The following is a 21378-nucleotide window of genomic DNA, read 5'->3' as shown; positions in this document are numbered from 1 at the left end:
TGACTTAGGTTTAGAATCTATTTATGTAACCCCAAAATTATTTAGATATGAAGAAAAATAAACTTCAAGGATTATCCATTTTGACAGCACTGTTTCTGGTGTTTTCAAGCTTAATGTATGGTCAGGGACCAGTTCCCTTTACGATTGCCAATAATTCAACTTTTGCCGACAGCGATTTATATGTAGCCATTGTCGGGATCGATTATACAACTGGAAACCATGTTTGGGTAAATGCCAAAACAAGTCAGGTTTTACCAATGAATGCTTCTTATAATACCGTTACCGGACCAACTTACGGAGGTAATACAGGACCGGGACAAAATTCAAAATACGCCGCTTGTTTTACCAAGTTGAGTGAAATTCCAAACAAAACCTTCACTTTACCTTTAATCGCAGGATGCCGTGTTTTTATTTCTAAAGGTTCACAATTGTATTTCTACTTTTTTGGCGCAAGCGGAGCACCTTCGGGATATGCATCGCCAAATCCGCAGAATGCTACAGATCCAAATCAGGGAATTTTATATGAAATGATTGAATTAACAAACAATCAGCATGGATTCTTCGGAAACCCAACACGAGTTGATTCATATAAATATCCAATGGGATTGGAATTATTTGGAGCAAATGGTTACCAAAAGAAAGTGGGAGATTTAAAGAAACATGCTGAAATTGTTGCGGCTTTTAAAGCTAATGTTCCTGCAGAATTTCAAGGCTGCGTTAACGATGCAACGGGAGAAATTACGGCACCGTCTAAAACTCCTGCTTATGCCGAAGGATCAGGACAATATGCAAATTATTTAAAATCGTATATCGACGCAATCTGGAACAAATACAAAAATGAAGATTTAATTTTTTATGCCGGAGATGCCGGAGTTTTTAAAGGAAGAGTTATTGGCGAACAGCTGGAAATGGTTGGGCAGTCGGGGGCTTTTGTTGGAAGAACAGGACGTGTGCAAAACAGACCGACTACTCAGGAAGCTCTTGAAGGAAAAGGTGTTCTGGACAGAAGACTGGTTGACGGCGATTTAGACCTTGTAATTCAATCGCAGTTAACAGCTGCAATTAACCGTCACGTTGTAAACACGACAACTGCAAATCCGGGACAGCAAAACTGGTACGATGCATCGAAATATTATCAGGTAAACCCAACAAACCATTATTCTAAATTCTGGCATTTACCGGGAATCAATATTGATAATCTGGCTTATGGATTTGCTTATGATGATGTTGCAGATCAGTCACCATCGCTTCATTCGCCACAGCCAACAAAGGTTATTGCTACTTTTGGAGGTTATGCAGGATTAACACCTTCAGTTCCGGCTTCTACAGACGTCATTACGGTTTATAAAGATTGTAACTACACAGGATTCTCAGGCGGATTAACAATTGGAGATTACAATCTGGCTCGTTTAAATTCTTTAGGAGTTTTAAATGATGATATTTCTTCACTTAAAATCACTCAGGGTTATCAGGCGATTTTGTATATGGATGATAATTTTACAGGAACTTCAACCGTAATCAATTCTGATAATTCTTGTTTAAACACAACGTGGAATGATAAAGTAAGTTCGATTAGAGTTATTGCAAACGGAACGACAACTTTAGGTAACCAGACTTTCTTTCTTCAAAACAGAAACAGCGGTTTATACATGGACGTTTGGAATTCAAGCATGTCAAACGGTGCAGGAATCAACCAGGGTGCTCTGAATTCAGGAAACAACCAGAAATTTACTTTCACGCATTTAGGCGACGGAATGTATAAAATCATTGCCAACCACAGCGGTATGTCAATGGATATTAACAATTTCAATAAAGCCAATGGTGCAAGAGTAGAGCAATATCCATACAATGCAACAACAAACCAACAGTTTATTTTGGTTTCTACAGGCGATGGGTATTACAAAATTGTAGCGCGTCATAGCGGCAGAATCGTTGAGGTAGCAGGAGCAAGCACGGCTTCTGGAGCAATTGTACAGCAATGGGATAACAACAATCAAACTTGCGGACAATGGAAATTAGTTCCGGCAGTAAGTTCGCAGACATCGGTTTTAATTCAGGCAGAAGACTATTCAGCTATGAGCGGTATTCAGGTTGAACCAACTACAGATACTGGCGGCGGATCAAATGTAGGTTACACAGAAACAGGCGACTGGTTAGCGTATAACAACATCAATTTCCCAACAACAGGATCCTATTTAATAGAATACCGAGTAGCAAGTGCTGTTACAGGCGGCAGATTATCATCTGATTTAAACGGAGGAACAATTGTTTTAGGAAATGTTGATATTCCAAATACTGGAGGATGGCAAAACTGGCAGACTGTTTCTCAGACTGTAAATGTTAATGCAGGAACGTACAATTTCGGAATTTATATTCAAAATACCGGAATGAACATCAACTGGATTAAAATTACAAAAGTAGGCGCAGGATTAGCTGCTAAAACGGCTTCGGTTCAAACAGAAGAAGCGCCGGAAGAAACCGTTTTAAATGTTTATCCAAGTCCGGTTGAAAATACATTGTTTACCACAACAGACCTTTCAGGAGGAGATGTAAAAATCGTTAATGCACAATCAGGAAATACTGTTTTATCGAAAAAAAGCAATGGCAACAGTATCGACGTTTCGCATTTAGCAAAAGGAATCTATTTGATTGTTTTTGAGAAAGACGGCAAACAGACGATCAAACGTTTTATCAAAAAATAGTTTTAAAAAGTGATCTCAGGCTTTAGGTCTTAGGTAATAATTTAGGTAGTGTTAGTTCTGCAAAATTAGACTGCACAGCAGTCAAATCTAAAATCTAAAGTCTGAAATCTTAAATAAAAATATACAACTCAATAACCGTCCCCTTATTTACGAGTTTATTAATCTATTAAAACAATTATTATGAAAAACAATTACAGAAGAATGCTGCAGAAATGCATGATTATTTTAGTGTTGGGTCTTTTTAATTTAGCGTCAGCCCAAAAGAAAGTAATAGCTTATATCCCGAACTGGATAGATTTAAATGCTTTTTCAAGTACAATTCAGTACAGTAAATTAACGCACATTAATATTGCGTTCGAAAATCCCGATGCAAATGGTTATTTGAGTTTTAATTCAGGAAGTAATGCCATTATTAATGCGGCTCATGCCCAGAATATTAAAGTTTTTGTATCGCTTGGAGGAGGCTCTGTTTCTGAAGGTGGCGCAATTCGCGACAATTATTTTAATTTGATTACGCCGGCAAACAGAACCGCTTTTATTCAAAAAATCTACGATTATGTAGTGGCGCATAATTTTGACGGTGTCGACGTAGACTTAGAAGGTCCGGCAATTAATGGCGACTACGGAGGATTTGTAATTGCACTTGCTAATAAACTGCATGCTAATGGTAAATTAATCTCAGCAGCGCTTTCAGAAGGATATGGTGGTGCAAATGTACCTTCATCTACTTTTGCAGCTTATGACTGGATCAATATCATGGCGTATGATGCAACAGGACCTTGGGCACCTGGAAATCCGGGACAGCATTCTCCATACAGCATGGCTGTAAACCAATTCAATTATTGGACTGGCAGAGGATTACCGGCAAGTAAAGCTATTATTGGACTTCCTTTTTACGGATATGGTTTTGGAGCTTCGGCTAATCAGGGAATTTCTTATGCCAATATCGTAGCGCAGTATCCGGGAGCTGAAAATCTGGATCAGGTTGGAAATACAATTTACTATAACGGAATCCCAACGATTAAACAAAAAACAACTTTTGCTGTTCAAAACGCTGGCGGTGTTATGATCTGGGAATTATCTCAGGATGCAACGGGTGCAAAATCATTACTTACAGCTGTTGATCAAGTTGTAAAAGGAAGCAACCCTCCAACAGGAACAGGAACTTTAATTCAGGCTGAAAATTACAACACGATGAGCGGTGTTCAGACAGAAGCAACAACTGATACGGGAGGCGGATTAAACGTTGGATATTGTGATACTGGCGACTGGATGGCATATTACAACATTAATTTTCCAACTTCAGGAAATTACGTAATTGAATACCGAGTGGCAAGCGCCGTTACCGGAGGAAGATTATCATCTGATTTAAATGCAGGAACGATTCAGCTTGGTGCTGTAAATGTTCCCAATACTGGAGGATGGCAAAACTGGCAGACGATTACGCAGACCGTAAATGTAAATGCCGGAACGTATAACTTCGGAATATATGTTCAAAATACAGGGTTTAATATTAACTGGTTTAGAATCACAAAAGCAGCTTCAGGTTTAGCGGCTAAATCGACTTCGGCAGATAAAATTGAAAGTCTGACCGTATATCCAAATCCATCAGAAGATACACTTTTCTTCTCGGCAGAAGTTTCGGGAGCAAATGTAAGCATTATCAATTCTGAGGGCGGAGCAACAGTTTCTACACAAAAAGCAAACGACAACAGTATTAATGTTTCAGGTTTAAAAAGCGGAATCTATTTGATTTTAGTTGAAAAAGACGGAATCAAAACGGTGAGACGTTTTATTAAAAAATAATTTTTCAAAAGGCACTATCTCTTTTTTGTTTCGACAGGAAAGAATAGTGCTTTTTTTAACACATAGAAACATAGTTTATTTTTCTAAAAAAGGCGTTTCACTTGCATTAATAATCATAGTTTGTAACGTTTCACTATGTGTAAAAACTAGTTTTTAGATAACCTTCTTTCAAATTTAAATCTATGTTTCTATGTGTTTAAAAATTACCCGCATATTATTGTAACCCTTTTTACCCCAAATAAATATGAAAAACAATTACAGACTCAGTTTGACATTTCTTGTCTTTCTGGCTTTCAGCGGTTTTGTTGCTGCCCAGACTTCACTAGGTTCGAGTAAGTCTTTTATGAGCACCTTAAAGAAAGAATTAACCAATTCTGCAGCTTCAAAAAGTACTGACAAAACAATTTTGCTTCAGGCAGAAAAAACAAGTTTCAACGGAAAAATAAACTTCAAAGAGTCGAATGCTTCGAGTGAATTTTTAATTGGAGAAATTAAAAACATTGCAGAATCATCTTTTTACATCAAAGTAAAAGACAAATCATTAGAAGGACACATTCTTCTTAAAAAAACGAAAGAAGCCTACAAGTATTTTTCTGATGCACAAGGAAATGCATTTGTAGAAAAAGTAGACATTAATACTTTGGTTTGTATTGACTACAAAAACCTGCCAACAAAAGAGAATACAACAAGTAAAACAGCTGCAGCGGCAGAAATAGCTCCGGCTCTGCTGGATTTACAAAGTTTACCAGGCGCGGCAGGTTGCGTTATGCTGGATTTTGACGGTTATTATATGCCGGCAGGGAATCTTTGGAACAACGGAAATGCCATTAATGCAGCTCCTTCTGGAATGAACGATGCAGCAGTACAGCAGCATTGGGAAGTAGTTTCAGAAGATTACCGTCCGTTTAATGTAAACGTTACTACAAACGAAGCCGTTTTTAATTCTTATCCTAAAAACAGAAGAATGCGCGTTGTCGTTACACCAACCAATACTGCAGCTCCGGGCGCAGGAGGAGTAGCGTATATTGGTTCTTTTAACTGGGATAATGATGTGCCTTGCTGGGTATTTATCACATCTGGAAAATCGGGTGGAGATGCTTCTTCTCATGAAGTAGGACATACTTTTGATCTTGGACACGATGGGCGCACAAGTCCTGCCGAAGATTATTTCGTAGGTTTAGACGGAACTTCATGGGCGCCTATTATGGGTGCAGGTTATTACAGACCTGTTGTACAATGGAGTAAAGGCGAATACAATAACGCGAACAACAAACAAGATGATGTGGCGATTATTGCCAGCGCTAAATTTGGAGTAGGATACCGCGGAGATGATTACGGAAACAATATCGCTTCTACAGCCACTTTAGATTACAATTCAAGCGGACAGATCAATCAGAAAAACGGAATTATTTCAAGTGAAGCCGATTATGATTTTTTCTGTTTTACAACAGGAGGAGGAAATGTTTCTATAAATGCGAATACCGTTTCGAGAGATGGAAATCTGCACTTATTAATTCGATTATATAATTCGGCAGGAACAGAAATGGGAACGTATTGGAATTCAGACCCATTTGCTTTAAATGCTTCTATGAATGTTAATCTTCCGGCTGGTAAATATTATATTGGAGTTGATGGAACAGGAGCAGGAAATGCCGGAAGCGGCGGTTATTCGGCTTATGGTTCTATAGGAAGTTATTCTATTACCGGAACCATTCCGCCGGGAGGAAATATAAGTCCTTCAACCGATGTGATTACGGTTTATAAAGACTGTAATTATACAGGTTTCTCAGGCGGATTGACAATTGGCGATTATAATCTGGCACGTTTAAATTCTTTAGGAGTTTTAAATGATGATATTTCTTCACTTAGAATTACTCAGGGTTATCAGGCTATTTTATATCAGGATGATAATTTTGGGGGCGCTTCAACTGTAATTAATTCTGATAATTCTTGTTTAAATACAACATGGAATGATAAAGTAAGTTCGATTAGAGTTATTGCAAACGGAACAACAACTTTAGGAAATCAGACTTTCTTTTTACAAAACAGAAACAGCGGTTTATACATGGACGTTTGGAATTCAAGCATTTCAAACGGATCTGGAATAAATCAGGGCGGACTTAATTCTGGAAATAATCAAAAGTTTACGTTTACTCATTTAGGAGACGGAATGTATAGAATTATTGCCAATCACAGCGGTCAGTCAATGGATGTCAATAATTTCAATAAGGCCAATGGTGCGCGTGTAGAACAATATCCGTATAACGGAACTACGAACCAGCAGTTTATTTTAGTTTCAACAGGCGACGGTTTTTATAAAATTGTAGCACGTCACAGCGGCAGAATTGTTGAGGTTGCCGGAGCGAGTACAGCTTCTGGAGCTATTGTACAGCAGTGGGATAACAACAACCAGACTTGCGGACAATGGAAATTAATAGCTACAACAACCTCTCAAACTTCTACTTTAATTCAGGCCGAAGATTATTCTGCCATGAGTGGTATTCAGGTTGAGCCAACTACAGATACTGGAGGAGGTTCAAATGTTGGTTATACTGAAACTGGAGACTGGATGGCATACAACAATATTAATTTCCCAACTACAGGTTCTTATTTAATTGAATATCGTGTTGCAAGCGGTGTTACCGGCGGCAGATTATCATCTGATTTAAATGGAGGAACTATTATTTTAGGAAATGTTGATATTCCAAACACAGGCGGATGGCAAAACTGGCAAACGGTTACGCAGACTGTAAACGTAAATGCAGGAACGTACAATTTTGGTATCTACATTCAAAATACCGGAATGAACATTAACTGGATTAGAATTACTAAAATTGGAAATGCTGCCGCAACAGCAGCGGTTGCAGCAATTTCTGCCGAAGAAAAAACAGGAGAAAATATCCTAAATATATATCCAAATCCGGTTTCAGATGTATTATCGTTTACAACAGATGTTACTGGAGGAAAAATCAATATTATAGATTCTCAGGGAGCAGTTATCGGGTCTCAAAATGCTGCAGAAAATAGTTTGAACGTTTCGAATTTAAAACAAGGAATTTATTTTATTGTTTTAGAAAAAGACGGGCAGAAAACAATTAAACGTTTTATTAAAAAATAATCTTAACCCATTTGCCATAATGGTTTAGATACATTAAATTTTTGGTTTTAATTTAATGGAAGGCTGTCAGAAATGACAGCCTTTTTTATTTTAAAAAGGTGTAGTCCTTAGGGACAATAGATTTTCGACACATTAAAAATCCCATAAACATTATCATTCGATAACAATAACATAAACTCATTTCATCTTTAAATCTATAAAATTGCCTGATGAATTCCCCATTTTGCAAAAGTTTAAAACCTATGAATTTAAAGCTTACTTCGCGATTAATTTTACTCTTTATAATTTTTTCCAATTATACAATTTCAGCCCAAAACCAAAAGAATTTAGAAGGAGTTCAGGTTGCTTTTTTATCAGATGTACACCTTCAGGATTTGTTTGGTACGTTTTCTGATAATGATTTTAAAGGTGTTTTAAATACCAAAACCGGAAAATATGCGTTAATAAGAACGATGGCCTCGCAGTTACATTCGACGAGAATTTTCAATGAAAATTATTTTGCCTTCATCGCCGCTCTTGAAGATATTACAAAACGAAAGATAAAATACGTTGCACTTCCGGGCGATTATACGGATGACGGACAGCCGATACACGTGCGCGGATTGAAGAAAATTTTAGATCAGTACCAAAAAAAATATGGTATTGAATTTTTTATAACCACCGGAAATCATGATCCGGTTGGACCATTTGCCCAAGAATCCGGTAAAGAAGATTTTTTAGGTAAGGAAGGTAAAAGCCAACCCATTTTTAGCAAAGACGGCATGTATAAGCCAAACATGAATATCGAACAGCCAGTTGTCATAACAGCCGATATTGCTAAAATGGGTTATTTTGGCATAACAAACGATCTGCAGAATTTTGGTTTTTATCCAAATAAAAAATACAAATTCTGGTCGACTCCCTTTGCCGGTTACAATTCACAAAACTACAATTACAAAAAAGCTGTTGAAGCTTCACAGCTAAATAAAAGAGTTTATAATGTTGCGCCCGGATTTGAAGTTCCGGACGTGAGTTACGTTGTAGAACCTATTGACGGATTGTGGCTTATGGCAATTGATGGAAATGTTTATATTCCAAAGAAAACAGACAGCGACCCAAAAGATTCTAAAAGTTATTCAGAAGCCAGTACAGGTTATAATAATGTACTTTCAAACAAAAAACATCTTATAAAATGGGTTCAGGATATTTCGGCAGAAGCCAGACTTCGCGGTAAAACGCTGGTTGCTTTCAGCCATTTTCCAATGATTGATTTTAATGATGACGCTTCTGCGGAAATAAAAGAATTATTAGGTCCGAATAAATGGCAGTTAAACCGGGTTCCGGTTGAAGAAGTAGCACAGGTTTTTGCCGATGCAGGTTTGAAGATTCATTTTGGCGGCCACATGCATATTAATGATACAGGAACACGCACGACAGAAAAAGGAAATACGTTAGTTAATATTCAAACGCCTTCGCTTGCCGCTTATATTCCGGCTTATAAATTATTAACGATAAAAAAAGATAATCTGGTAGATATTCAAACTATTACAATTGATGAGGTTAAAGGATTTGACGAACTTTTTGATTTGTATAAAATGGAATATCAGTTTTTACAAAGTCAGAACTCAAAAGATATTTGGAATATCGATATTCTGAAAACTAAAAATTACCACGATTTCACCGATTTTCATTTAAAGGAATTAGTCCGATTAAGGTTTTTATCAGATGACTGGCCTTCAGCTTTCAAAGATTTTATTCTGAATGTTTCGGCAAAGGATTTATTGGTTTTGGCTAATATTCAATCCGATAAAGATTTTGATTTTATTCTGAAAAATAAATCGCAGTTTCAAAAAGAATGGAACGAAGCCGAAATAAAATCGGAACAAATTTTAGCTCAAAACAATCTGCAAAAAGAAGATTTTAACTGGACAGGAAACGACCTCTTAATCGATTTTTACCGTTTTAGAAGCGCTGATGAACTGGCTCTTGCTGATGTTGGAGAAAAGCGTGTTGCAGCTTATAAAGTTATATCAAAGTTGTATTTAGAGAATTCCAAAGAGGAAGTTTCTAAACCTCTACAAAAGCAGATGAAGTTATTTCTTATCATCTTTAACAAATTCATGCACGAAGTTCCGGCAGATCATTTTACTGTTGATTTGAAGAGTGGAGAGATTAAAAGTTTGAAGTAATTTTAACCGCAAAGAACGCTAAGGTTTACGCAAAGCACGCAAAGTATTCTTTTAATCTCGCAAAGACGCAGAGTCGCAAAGTTTTTATAATCTTTGCGACTCTGCGTCTTTGCGAGCAAATTTAAGCAGCAAAATCTGCAAAGCTTTATACATTTAGCTTTGCGAACTTTGCGTTTATTAGCAGAAACTAAGATAAAAAACCTTTGCGTGCTTTGCGGTTAAATTAATTATTCACAGGATTAGCCCTCGCATAAGTCCCATCATCATATTCAATTTGATAAGGAGAATTAAAGAAAGTACTTGGCAGATAATAATCAGTAGTGATGATTTGTGCGCCAGAAGCTTTTGCGGCATTAAAATGCGTATAATCATTAGCTCTTGCTTCTTTAGTATCAGCATCGGCTCTGGTTCTTATGATATAGCCTTTTTTAACTAAATCGGCAATTGAAGCATCTTCCGGATTATTTCTGAAAATAGTCGCTGCTTCCGGTTTTCCAGGTTCTGCGTTGATGAACACCGCGCGTCCTTTTAATGACGGATGATTTAAAGCATATAAATCTCTTTTTGCTCCGTTATTATCCAAAATAAACAAGAATTTACCTTTTGCTTTTTTCAGCGTTGGCCAGTTATTGTTTAAAACGGCTTCTTCCAGTGTTTTGTATTTACCGCGAACCATATCAGGAGTAATCAGTTTATTTCCTAACCCTTGGCGAAGTTCTTTGTCTAAAGCATCAAAAAGCTCAGGTGTAAATTTCTCGGCTTTTGTTCCTAAATAGCTGTCATCGTCTTTTGGTTCTAAAGTGATAAAAACCGGAACGTGATCAGGATTTGCATCAGACCATTTTTTTAGTTCTGCAAGACAGCCGTGCAGCGTGTAGCAAGAAGTTCTAAAATCGATATCAATCATATGGAAAACTTTAAAACCCGGTTTTTTCATTTCACCGTTTGGATCATAAGCTTCTTGTGGTTTTACAAGGTCAAGACCTTTTGGGTGTGCAAATTTTCCGCCTTGAGTATCGCCCTGAACATCAATTTCTAACTGACGCAGTCCTTTGTTTAACTGATCTGTAATACTAATATGCGTGTATTGCAGGCCTTTTAGAGAACGTGTAGTATCTTTTGCCTGAATTAGATTGTACAAATCAGGTTCAATATTATGGCGGTAACTATTGTGTGAACCAATAACCTGTATTTGGTTGATTTTTAAATTATCATTTTGTGCGTGGCCTAATTGTATCCCTGCAAAAAATAATGCAAACAGAATTTGTTTCATGATTTTAATGAAATTAGAATGTGTGAATTAAGAAGACGCAGCAAAAGAAAATTGCTTTTTTTAGAGTGTTACTAAAGTAAAGTTGTGGTTTATCTTTTGTGTTAGCTTAATAAAAAGAAATCGAAAAACTATTATCATCTCCAGACAAAAATAGTAGTATTTATACATCAAAAACATTTATTATTTAATTTAAAGATAACTTTCAGGCAAAAAATATTGGTGTTGTATTTTATTATTTTACAATACTTAATGTTACCCAAATTACCAATGAAGAATCCTGAAATTTTTGAACAAACGTATACAGACTACTGGCAGAAACTCAATGCCTTTTCCTATACGATGACTCAGGATAAAGATTTGGCACAGAACATTGTTCAGGATGTATTTATTGATTTATGGGAACGAAAAGACGATTTAAACATCAATGCAATTGAACCTTATTTATTTCGTGCCGTAAAAAATCAGATTTTTAAACATTACCAGAATAATCGTTTTGATAAGACGATTATGGAAGACAAATTTGAAGATTACATTATCGACAATTTTTCGACTATTGATCCAGAGGTAACAGATTTACTTTATTCTTTATTAGACAAACTTCCCGAAAAAAGAAAAGAGGTTTTATTAATGTACAAATTCCAGGATATGTCAATTGACCAGATTGCAGATGAACTTGGAATTTCAAAACAAACGGTGAAAAACCAAATTTCATCGGCATTAAAACAATTGCGAGAAGGCTTGAAAGATCTGGTCTGGCTGGCTCCAATTGTATTTTTTAAACAAAATTTTTAAGATAACTTTCTGTTGATGTTTTCATAATATTTGGCGATAGTACGATTTCAAGATTCTGGTACTTACTTGTAATAACAAACCTTTTTAATTGAATTGGTTTTTTTAAACACATGGAAACATAGTTTTTCTATGTGTTGAAAAAATTACACAAAGTAGTATGATAAAAAGAATCAAACATAGTTTAGAATATTTAATTGATAAAAGTTCAAGAAATAAAACTTCACAGGGAGAAGAAAACCTGCTTACTAATTTTGCTTTAAGCGAATACCAAAATGTAAAATGGAATGAAGCTTTAATGGGAAATTCTGATGAAGTTTCTAAAAATATATACGATGGAATTCAGCTTCGAATTACAAAGAAGAAAACCATCAGTCCTTATATAAAATATATGGCAGCTGCCAGTATTCTTTTTCTAGCAGGTTTAGGATTTTTCTATAAACCCACAATTGCAGCCGAAAAGCAATTAGGATTTAAAACGTCAGATACCCCCAAATCTATCAAATTAAGTGACGGCTCGAAAATTTATCTGGCAGCAAACTCATCATTTCAGTATCCTGAAAATTTTAAAGGAGACGAAAGAAAAGTTACTCTTTTAAAAGGGAATGCCTTTTTTGAAGTAACTAAAGACAAAAAACACCCTTTTATCATTACTTCCGGTGAAATAAAAACGAGAGTTGTAGGAACTTCATTTCACATTCAAATGTCAAAATCAAAATGCGAAGTAATTGTCGTTACCGGAAAAGTAAATGTTAGTTCGAAAGGTCACAGCGTTGATTTAGTGCCAAATGAAGAAGCTTTATTCGAATCTCAAAAACTAACAAAACAACTGGCAGATAAATCATTTTTGGTTAATTGGTACAATACCGATGTAACACTGAACCAGACTACTTTAAAACAGGTTATCACCATTTTACAATATAAATACGGAGTTTCATTTCAATATAAAAATGAGCAGGTATTAGCAACGCCGTTAACGGTATTCATTAAAAAAGACGCAGCATTAGAGAATGTTTTAGAACAAATAAATTATATAACCAACCTAAAATTCAAAGTTTATGGCGAAACAGTAAAAGTGGATTAAAAACAAAAAAGCAGCTGCTGAGAACAACTGCCATTAATAATTAAGTATCGTAAAAAACCAATAACTTAAATCATGTATTTTAAACCTTCTTATTTAAATCTAAAGAGTTTTATCTTTTTAGTATTAGCGTTACTAACCATTGAGAGTGGTTTTAGTAAAACTATTTCTTTAAAAAAATCAAAAGTAGAAAATAAAATAGAAAAAGCAACTCTTGTTTCTATTTTTTCAAAACTAAGCCAGCAGACAGATTATAAATTCAGCTACGGACAAGCTGTAATTGCTGATAATACAACATATACTGTAAATTTTACAGGAGAATCGGTTACCTCAATTTTGAGTGATCTTTCTAAAAAAGCTAATTTCAATTACAACATTAACGGGAAATTAGTTTTAATTCAAAAAACGGCTGCTCAAAAAGCGGTAAATACCAAAGCAGCAGACAAAATTAGAGTAAAAGGAAAAATTGTTGACGAAAATAAAGTGCCGATTCCGGGAGCAACCGTAATTGAAACTGGTACTTCAAACTCAACAGTTACTGATTTTGACGGGGTTTTTGAACTTTCTGTAGGTGATGGAAAAACTATTGAGGTTTCATATGTAGGATATAAAACAAAATCACTTCCTGCACAGGCATCTTTTATGACTATTCAGTTAGAGCCAAGCACAGCAGAATTAAATGAAGTTTTAGTTGTAGGTTACGGAAAACAATCTAAAAAAGATGTTACCGGAGCTGTTACACAATTAGAAGCAGCAAATTTTAAGCAAGGTGTAAACGTTTCTGTAGATAATTTATTACAAGGAAAAGTTGCCGGTGTGCGTGTAGTAAATACAAGCGGTGAGCCGGGAGCAGGAGTAAACGTAACTATTAGAGGTGTTGGATCTATCAGAAGCGGAAGTACGCCTTTATTTGTTGTAGACGGAATGCCTTTGACTAATGATGATGTGAGCCCATCAGGAACAAATGTTGGATTTGGAAGTTCAACTGCAAAAAATCCATTAAACTTTTTAAATACAAGCGATATCGAATCGATTACAGTTCTTAAAGATGCTTCTGCAACAGCTATTTATGGTGCGAGAGGATCTAATGGAGTTGTTTTGGTTACCACTAAAAAAGGATCTAAAGGAGAAGGAACACTTACAGTTGACTCTTATATGGGAGTTTCTACTGTAGCCCACAAATTAGATGTTTTAAACGCTGGTGAATATAGAAATGCAATTAAAGATCCAGCTTTTGACCACGGAGGCAACACAGACTGGCAGGATGTAATTTTTAGATCGGCAATTACAACAAATAATTCATTGTCATTTGCTAAACAAACTGAAACCGGAAACTATTATGCTTCTATGGCACAAATGGATCAGGAAGGAATTATCCGTAATAGTAATTTCAAACGTATTTCAGGTAGAATTAACGCTGCTGAATCATTTTTGGATAACAAACGTTTGAAACTAAAAATGAATCTTACTGCCAGCCAGACTACAGACGACGGAGTTCCTACAAGTGACGACGGAGGTTCTAACGGACAATTAATCGTTCATACTTTAATGGCAAATCCAACTCGTTCTGTATTTGATGCCAATGGAAATTACACGAACTTTAACATGAACGCGCATTACAATCCGGCTTATTTATTAAGCATTTTTGAAGATCAAACGCGTACTTTAAGAGTTCTTGGAAATTTAGAGGCTTCTTTTAGAATTATCGACGGATTAGAATATAAATTAAATCTTGGTATTGACCGTTCTACATCAGAAAGAAATACTACAATTTATCCAAACCTTACTGATTTAAATCCAAAAGGTAAATATGTTCAAAACAATCTTGATTCAAAAAATTCATTGATTGAACATTATCTAACGTATAGTAAAGCATTAGATACGCATAAATTTGAAGTTCTTGGCGGATTCTCTTATCAAAAATTTGAAAGATCAGGAACAAGTTTCAGTATCGATGGAATTTCTGCGCAGGGAGCAGGTGTAAAACCATCTATTAACCCAGGTTTTGCAGGAACGCAGTCTGGTACAACAGGTTATGCTCAGGAAAACGAATTGCAATCTTATTTTGGAAGATTAAATTACAGTTTTGATAATAAATACTTATTGACAGCTTCTATGAGAGCTGATGGTTCTACACGTTTTGGAGATAATAACAAATACGGTTATTTCCCTTCATTTGCTTTGGGGTGGAATATTTCTAATGAAAATTTCCTAAAAGATTCTCAAACAATCAATAACCTAAAACTTAGAGCAAGCTGGGGACAAACAGGAAATCAAGAAGTACCAAATAAACAAACTAAGGCAAGTTACTCTTTGGCTGGCCCGGACGGATATTATTTATATAATGATTTGAATCTTGTAAATGGTGTTTCTGTTTCGAGAACAGCAAATCCAGATTTAAAATGGGAAGTTGTTACACAATACAATCTAGGTCTTGATTTTAATTTATGGAATGATAAATTTTACGGAACTGTAGACTATTTTAATAAAACAACTACAGATGCTATTTTGTATATACCTTCAACTCCTTTGAGCCAGACAAAATTTATCTGGACAAATATTGACGGTAAAATCGTTAATAAAGGTATTGAGATTATGCTGGGTTCTAAAATCATCGATAGAAAAGATTTCAGCTGGAATGTTGATGTGAATGGATCAACATTAAACAATAAAATCGAAAACCTGCCGCTTTCAGAAATCTTAACAGGTGCTATTTCTGGTCCCGGACAATCAGGTGTTAATGCTAACATTTATAAAAGCGGTTATGCAGCAGGTTCATTCTATTTGTTAGAACATACTGGTTTTGATCAAAATGGAGCAAACGTATTTAAAGACCAAAATGGAGACGGTAAAATTGATAACAGCGACAGAGTTATTATTGAAGGAGCTTTACCAACTTTTTATTACGGTTTCAACAGTGATATGAGATACAAAAACTTTACGTTCTCATTTTCTATAATTGGACAAACAGGCGGTTATTTGTTGAACAATACAGGGTTGAATGCTTTAAATATTAACAACTTAGCATCAGATCGTAACGTTGCAGCAGGATATTATGAGTCAGGGGCAAACCCGGCAAACTCACCAATTTTGTCTACACTTTTCTTAGAAAAGTCTGATTTTATAAGATTAAATGCGGCACGTATAGGTTACAATTTTGATTTGAAAGGATTGAACTGGATTAATGGCTTAACACTTTATGTAACAGGAAATAACCTAATTACAATTACAAATTATACTGGATTTGATCCGTTAGTAAATACTCCTAAAGCTACCGATGGTAACCAATCTATTGGAATTGATTACGCAGCTTATCCAACTTCGAGAACGTTCAGTTTTGGAGCAACTTTAAAATTATAAATTATGAAGACAAAGACATTTTTAAGCATAAAAGTTTTAACATTATTCTCTTTTATTTTTCTTCTAAACAGCTGTACTGATCTGGATGAAGTCTTTTTAGATGAAATTCCCGGAAATACAGTTTCAGATCCTGCGGGTTCACTGGCTGCCGCTTATGACAGATTAGGTGACGGAACTTTCGTTGATCACGGAGCCATTTTTGCTATGCAGGAGTATACTACAGATGAAGCTATTTTACCAACCCGCGGAAGTGACTGGGGAGATGGCGGAAAATGGAGAGACATGCACGAATTTACATGGAGCTCTAGTAATGCAATTATTGTAGGAAACTGGGATTTATTAACAAATGGTATTACACGTTGTATAACAGCTATACAATCGGCTGAACAAAGTTCAATTCCTGAAAAGAAATTATTTTCTGCAGAAGCAAAAGCACTTTTGGCTTTTTATACATATACTACTTTGGATTTGTACGGACAGGCTCCATACAAAGATCCAATGGATCCTAAAGCGACTTTACAAATTTTAAAAGCAGATACTCAAATCGATAAATTAATTACCGATGTTGAGGCTTTAATTCCGGATTTAGCTGATATTGGAACGCAGAGAACTTACCACGGAAGATTTACAAAACAGGCAGCTTATGGTTTCTTAGCTACAATGTACTTAAACCGTGCGGTATTTAAAGACCGTTACAATGCATCATCAAATTTTAATTTTAATGAACCGGCATTATCAGGCGGAGGAACTGATATGGATCGTGTTATTTACTACACATCATTGTTGATCGATTCAGGAAAATTTAGTTTAGAAAGTGATTATTTTAAAAACTTTGCCAGAGATAATGACAATGGTAAAGAACTTATTTTTGCGATTTCTCAAAAGATAGATTACATCCGTAATGGTTCTAACAGCTTTGCTTATGTATGTATGGAACGTAACCAAAGAACATCTGCAGCAAACAGAGGAACAAATGCAGCTTGTACAACTCCTGAGTTTTATGCAACATGGGATGGCAATCACGATGATCCAAGATTTGAACAGCATTATCAATATGCTGATGGTACATGGTTTATGAATGACGGTACAGATGTAAGTGTTCCGGCAACAGATATTGTTCCAAAAAGCGCTAATTTACCTTGGTTTCACTTCAACAGAGGAATTCAGGCTGGACTTCAATACGGACCGATATTATTAGCTTCTGGTTCTCTTGAAATGGTAGGAAACCGTATTAAAGTTTCTCCATTGTATATGGAAAAAAGCACAGGTACAAGAATGAATTTTACACCATCATTAACATTCTCAGATCCAACTAAATCTGTTTTTGCTCAAAATGAAATTAATCAGGGAGCTCGTGTTTTTAAATATGAATTTGACCCCGAAGGAGGAAACGGAAACAGTAATGTTGATATTCCATTATTCCGTTTAGGAGGAATTTACGCAATGAGAGCCGAAGCTTATTTCAGAAAAGGAAACACTGGTTCTGCAATGGATGATTTAAACAAACTGCGTACAAGCAGAAAAAGAGAATCTTTATTCGGAAACGCTGCTGGAAAAGCCCTTACATCTTTAGATTCACAGCAATTGTACAAAGAATTAGGTTTCGAATTATATTGGGAATTGCAAAGAAGACCACAGAGCATTCGTTTTGGAAAATACGATTTAGCCGGAACTGCAAAAGCAGCTTCACAGCCATTTAGAAGAATATTTCCAATTCCTCAAACTGTTATCGACCAAAAAGTGTTTCAACAAAACCAAGGGTACAATTAAGATTTTGTGTTAGTTTATTTTTTATTTTTTTGTAAAAAGCCTGTTTTCGGAAGAAACAGGCTTTTTCTTTTGGTCTCGATTTGAGTTAATAATTCTATAAAACGCCTTAATTACAGTGTGTTACATTTTTTATTTTAGTAAATTTACTAGTGCGATTTATAATAAATTCTTATGAAAGCAGTACCTGTTTTTAGAACAATCGACTTTAGAATTATATGATCCTGAAAAACCATGACCAAAGAGAATTACTTTAAAAATATAGAGATAGGTATTGTGTAATAACAGATAATAAAAATATAAGATATATCTGTTGATCTATATTTAAATTTGATCTGTCAGACAGACTAATTATTGTTGGCGATGTCTCGGCAGAAATTGTATAAAAATAACTCAAAATGAATAAAAATCATGATACATCAAATTGACACTACCGATAATATTGTTGCTTTTAGAGCATTGGCAGAAGTAACAAAAGACGATTTTTTAACAGCAGTTGTACCTGCAGTAGAACATTTGGTAAAACAAACCAATGAAATTAATTTTTTATTAGTTTTAGATACCGATATTAAAAATTTTACAGCAGGAGCATGGCTTCAGGACGCTCTTTTAGGATTAAAACATTTGGGAAAATGGAACAGAGCTGCAATCGTAACCGATTCTGAAGATATTATCTCTTTTACTAACGGATTTAGTTATGTGGTTCCAGGAGAGTTTCACGGCTTTAAAAAAGAAGCATTTAATAAAGCTTTAAACTGGGTTGAAGGAAATATTAATCTTCCTGCAAATTAAAATCAGATACTGCCATTTTTGATTTCAAATAACCAAAGTGCGTAAAAATTACCCAGCAAGATATAAACATGACATTAATAGAAAATGCCCGTTAGGTTTTAAACCTTAACGGGCATTTTCGCAATCAGCAAACGTTTTTCCCTTTTATTTATTTGCTATTTTTTTATAAACTGCTGCAGATAATAATGGCAGAGCAAGACTTCCAACAAAAGCGGCAGCTTTATTATGTCCTGTTTTCTTTAAAGCGGCTCCAACTAAAAGAGAACCAATACCGGCGCACGCCAGCTGTTTAACAGAAAGGTTTTTTGTATTGTTTTCAATAGGTTTGATTCCGTGCAATAATGGGTCAATAAACTGTAAATTTTCCATGATTTTTCTTTATTTAATTAAACGTATTTTTATTTTGTGTGACATTTTTTTCGTTATCGGTTTCAGTTTCAATTTTTTCAATTTCAACTTTTTCTTTTTTTATGGCCTGACGCAGCAATGCAAAAAAACTCATATAAACATTTGCTATAAACACCAGCGAAAATCCGGCCAAAATATATCCTCTCCAGTCGTTTAACAAAAGTTTATAATTGCAGAGAATTAAAAACGCAATTGTAACATAATGGCTGAAGCAGTATTCGCAAGTAAGCAGGTAGAAAAACTTTCTTGACAAAATATATCGGTCATTTTTAGAACGTTTAACACACCATTCATGAGGTTCTCTAAAAATTTCTTCATGTGTTACCGTCCAGCTTATACAGGCTATAGGAACAGCCAGAACAAATAACCAGACAATTTGAGCCGCTAAAGTCATAAAACCATATTTTTAAACTAATTTTTATTCTATTCTCTAGGATGATTTTCAGGATAATGCTCAGCATCAAAATCATCAAGTTCTTCATCGTCGTCAAGATCACTGTCTTTTTCAACATCATTATCATAGGCTGGTTCAGAATCATTATCAAAATCATCGCGATTACCGTCGTTTGTAATGAGATCATCTTCATTTACAATTCGTTCCTCATTCGGGATATTTTCTGCTCTTATATTGGTATTCTTTTCAAAATCCTGTTCAGGATGATTCAAATCTTCAATAAATTCTTCCTGATATTGGTATTGGTCCTCATCTCTTGCATAATTATCATTATCAACAAGAGTATTTTGTTCAATTATATCGGGATCGCTTTCTCCAAATTCCTGTGGAGTTTCCTTTGTTAACTCCTTACTATATTGATCATCATTATAGTAAGTACCATCAATAAGTGTATTTTGATCGATATAGTCAGGATCCGTCTGACCATATTCAAAGTTGCTTTGCTTTTCCATAACATCATTATTTTAGTTATTATTTTTTCTGTCTCTGCTGTAGTTTCAGCAAAATAGTTTTCAGTAACTAATACTGTGTTTTTACAAAATTAGCAAGAGAGTCGTCTGAGTATCTTACAGGAAAATACATTATAGCTGCATAATTAACAGTTACTTATAATATAATAACTGTAAGAAATTGTGTAAGTTTCGTTTCTGCAATCCATTTTAAATTTGGTTAGTAAAATTGTTTAACTAAAACAAAATAGAAAATGGCTTCTGATAAAGTAACTGCCTGCTGCCAAACTCTGATTGAAAAAAATCTTACCATAACATTTGTAGAAAGCGCATCAGCAGGAAAAATGAGTTATGAATTCTCGACAGTTTTTAATTCCGGACGAATATTAATAGGAGGAATGGTGTGTTATCATTCATCAATGAAAGAAGATCTGCTTCATATTCCGTGGGGCACAATCGAAAAATACAGTGCAGAATCTGAAGAAGTGACCAAACTTATGGCACAGAATTTTTATCGTTACATGAATTCAGATATCTGTGTTGCCTTAACCGGACTTACGACTCCAGGCGGAAGTGAAAACGAAGAAAAGCCCGTTGGAACCATTTTTGTTCATATCATTTTTTCGGATAAAGAAACGGCACGTCGTTTTGAATTTACTGGAAATCCCGAAAGTATAATTAATCAGGCAATTGATGCAGCAGCTGAATTGATTTTGGAAGGAATTTAAAAGTTTATTTTTAATGTATATTATTTTGGCTTAAATTGATAAAAAAATGATTTTTAATAACTGTCTTTTTATTTAAAAAAAAATAGTTTTGCTTATTAATCAAAGAATTTAAAGAATGGCCTATTCGATAAAAAAAGATGAAGTAATAAAATACAAACCAGAAGAATTAAAAACTTTTAAATTGTATGTTTATGAATGGATTGATAATTTAAATTTCACATTTGATCCAAATCATTTTTTACCAAACGCAGATGAATATAAAAAAATAGCAGCAAATTTATTTAAAAATGCAGGATGGGAAGGAGATGGTGACATTGAACTTATATGGATTCCTCCATTTGTATATTCAGAATACGGATTTAAAGAAATTGCATTAGGTTTTATTGTATGGCATGTAAAACAAGAAGAAGATGGAATTTCATGGTTGCTTTCTCCTCAAAAACTGCCTTTTCTTGAAATATGAAATATTAAAAAAAAAATAAA

15 protein-coding genes are annotated in these 21378 nt (G+C 35.0%); 11 read left to right on the top strand and 4 right to left on the bottom strand.

The features are described from left to right. Positions 1-47 precede the first annotated feature (47 nt). The 4 genes from PQ462_RS14390 (at position 48) to PQ462_RS14375 (ending at position 9794) form a co-directional block, all read left to right on the top strand. Positions 48-2702, top strand: coding sequence for a beta-1,3-glucanase family protein (locus PQ462_RS14390; protein ID WP_274250499.1), 2655 nt, complete (start codon positions 48-50; stop codon positions 2700-2702). Between the two features lie 180 nt (positions 2703-2882). Further along, the gene (locus PQ462_RS14385; protein ID WP_274250498.1) at positions 2883-4508 is read left to right on the top strand and encodes a glycosyl hydrolase family 18 protein; all 1626 of its coding nucleotides are present in this window, start codon (positions 2883-2885) and stop codon (positions 4506-4508) included. A 244-nt stretch (positions 4509-4752) separates the two neighbouring features. Beyond that, the gene (locus tag PQ462_RS14380) at positions 4753-7626 is read left to right on the top strand and encodes an RICIN domain-containing protein (RefSeq protein WP_274250497.1); all 2874 of its coding nucleotides are present in this window, start codon (positions 4753-4755) and stop codon (positions 7624-7626) included. Between the two features lie 242 nt (positions 7627-7868). Next, positions 7869-9794 carry a metallophosphoesterase gene (locus tag PQ462_RS14375; RefSeq protein ID WP_274250496.1) on the top strand — a complete coding sequence of 642 codons (1926 nt, stop codon included), beginning with the start codon at positions 7869-7871 and terminating at the stop codon, positions 9792-9794. 223 nt (positions 9795-10017) lie between these two features. Here PQ462_RS14375 and PQ462_RS14370 read toward each other — a convergent pair whose 3' ends face one another. Next, the gene (locus tag PQ462_RS14370) at positions 10018-11067 is read right to left on the bottom strand and encodes a phosphatidylinositol-specific phospholipase C1-like protein (RefSeq protein WP_274250495.1); all 1050 of its coding nucleotides are present in this window, start codon (positions 11065-11067) and stop codon (positions 10018-10020) included. 267 nt (positions 11068-11334) lie between these two features. On the opposite strand from PQ462_RS14370, the gene PQ462_RS14365 reads away from it, so the two are divergent. The 5 genes from PQ462_RS14365 to PQ462_RS14345 all read left to right on the top strand — a co-directional run bounded on the left by PQ462_RS14365 (position 11335) and on the right by PQ462_RS14345 (position 18856). After that, the gene (locus PQ462_RS14365; RefSeq protein WP_044047986.1) at positions 11335-11859 is read left to right on the top strand and encodes an RNA polymerase sigma-70 factor; all 525 of its coding nucleotides are present in this window, start codon (positions 11335-11337) and stop codon (positions 11857-11859) included. A gap of 157 nt (positions 11860-12016) precedes the next feature. Then, positions 12017-12940, top strand: a complete 924-nt coding sequence (locus tag PQ462_RS14360; RefSeq protein ID WP_274250494.1) for a FecR family protein — start codon at positions 12017-12019, stop codon at positions 12938-12940. A 72-nt stretch (positions 12941-13012) separates the two neighbouring features. Next, positions 13013-16297 (top strand): SusC/RagA family TonB-linked outer membrane protein, encoded by a 3285-nt coding sequence (locus PQ462_RS14355; RefSeq protein WP_274250493.1) that lies wholly within the window; start codon positions 13013-13015, stop codon positions 16295-16297. 3 nt (positions 16298-16300) lie between these two features. Beyond that, positions 16301-18067: a RagB/SusD family nutrient uptake outer membrane protein gene (locus tag PQ462_RS14350; RefSeq protein WP_121360800.1), complete on the top strand. Its 1767-nt coding sequence runs from the start codon at positions 16301-16303 to the stop codon at positions 18065-18067. Between the two features lie 408 nt (positions 18068-18475). Beyond that, on the top strand, positions 18476-18856 hold the full coding sequence (locus tag PQ462_RS14345; protein ID WP_012026140.1) for an STAS/SEC14 domain-containing protein: 381 nt from the start codon (positions 18476-18478) through the stop codon (positions 18854-18856). A 144-nt stretch (positions 18857-19000) separates the two neighbouring features. Here the strand turns inward: PQ462_RS14345 and PQ462_RS14340 are convergent, their stop codons facing one another. Genes PQ462_RS14340 through PQ462_RS14330 form a run of 3 tightly spaced genes read right to left on the bottom strand, consistent with a single transcriptional unit; the run spans position 19001 to position 20170 of the window. After that, entirely contained in the window at positions 19001-19225 is a 225-nt protein-coding gene (locus PQ462_RS14340) for a PrgI family protein (protein WP_274250492.1), read from the bottom strand. 13 nt (positions 19226-19238) lie between these two features. Beyond that, the gene (locus tag PQ462_RS14335; protein WP_073410721.1) at positions 19239-19658 is read right to left on the bottom strand and encodes a hypothetical protein; all 420 of its coding nucleotides are present in this window, start codon (positions 19656-19658) and stop codon (positions 19239-19241) included. A gap of 29 nt (positions 19659-19687) precedes the next feature. Further along, the gene (locus PQ462_RS14330) at positions 19688-20170 is read right to left on the bottom strand and encodes a hypothetical protein (protein ID WP_121360802.1); all 483 of its coding nucleotides are present in this window, start codon (positions 20168-20170) and stop codon (positions 19688-19690) included. A gap of 251 nt (positions 20171-20421) precedes the next feature. Between PQ462_RS14330 and PQ462_RS14325 the strand changes: the two genes are divergently transcribed. Then, positions 20422-20895 (top strand): CinA family protein, encoded by a 474-nt coding sequence (locus PQ462_RS14325; protein WP_274250491.1) that lies wholly within the window; start codon positions 20422-20424, stop codon positions 20893-20895. Between the two features lie 115 nt (positions 20896-21010). Next, positions 21011-21358 (top strand): hypothetical protein, encoded by a 348-nt coding sequence (locus PQ462_RS14320; protein WP_274250490.1) that lies wholly within the window; start codon positions 21011-21013, stop codon positions 21356-21358. The last annotated feature ends 20 nt before the right edge of the window (positions 21359-21378 follow it).

The sequence above is a fragment of the Flavobacterium sp. KACC 22758 genome, from assembly GCF_028736135.1.
Taxonomy (GTDB): domain Bacteria; phylum Bacteroidota; class Bacteroidia; order Flavobacteriales; family Flavobacteriaceae; genus Flavobacterium; species Flavobacterium johnsoniae.
This window is presented reverse-complemented; position numbering and strand designations above follow the sequence as displayed.

Coding starts and splice junctions, on each gene's coding strand:
- PQ462_RS14320 (WP_274250490.1), top strand. CDS start 21,011: ATGGCCTATTCGATAAAAAAAGATGAAGTAATAAAATACAAACCAGAA.
- PQ462_RS14360 (WP_274250494.1), top strand. CDS start 12,017: ATGATAAAAAGAATCAAACATAGTTTAGAATATTTAATTGATAAAAGT.
- PQ462_RS14345 (WP_012026140.1), top strand. CDS start 18,476: ATGATACATCAAATTGACACTACCGATAATATTGTTGCTTTTAGAGCA.
- PQ462_RS14330 (WP_121360802.1), bottom strand. CDS start 20,170: ATGGAAAAGCAAAGCAACTTTGAATATGGTCAGACGGATCCTGACTAT.
- PQ462_RS14355 (WP_274250493.1), top strand. CDS start 13,013: ATGTATTTTAAACCTTCTTATTTAAATCTAAAGAGTTTTATCTTTTTA.
- PQ462_RS14390 (WP_274250499.1), top strand. CDS start 48: ATGAAGAAAAATAAACTTCAAGGATTATCCATTTTGACAGCACTGTTT.
- PQ462_RS14325 (WP_274250491.1), top strand. CDS start 20,422: ATGGCTTCTGATAAAGTAACTGCCTGCTGCCAAACTCTGATTGAAAAA.
- PQ462_RS14335 (WP_073410721.1), bottom strand. CDS start 19,658: ATGACTTTAGCGGCTCAAATTGTCTGGTTATTTGTTCTGGCTGTTCCT.
- PQ462_RS14385 (WP_274250498.1), top strand. CDS start 2,883: ATGAAAAACAATTACAGAAGAATGCTGCAGAAATGCATGATTATTTTA.
- PQ462_RS14365 (WP_044047986.1), top strand. CDS start 11,335: ATGAAGAATCCTGAAATTTTTGAACAAACGTATACAGACTACTGGCAG.
- PQ462_RS14370 (WP_274250495.1), bottom strand. CDS start 11,067: ATGAAACAAATTCTGTTTGCATTATTTTTTGCAGGGATACAATTAGGC.
- PQ462_RS14375 (WP_274250496.1), top strand. CDS start 7,869: ATGAATTTAAAGCTTACTTCGCGATTAATTTTACTCTTTATAATTTTT.
- PQ462_RS14340 (WP_274250492.1), bottom strand. CDS start 19,225: ATGGAAAATTTACAGTTTATTGACCCATTATTGCACGGAATCAAACCT.
- PQ462_RS14380 (WP_274250497.1), top strand. CDS start 4,753: ATGAAAAACAATTACAGACTCAGTTTGACATTTCTTGTCTTTCTGGCT.
- PQ462_RS14350 (WP_121360800.1), top strand. CDS start 16,301: ATGAAGACAAAGACATTTTTAAGCATAAAAGTTTTAACATTATTCTCT.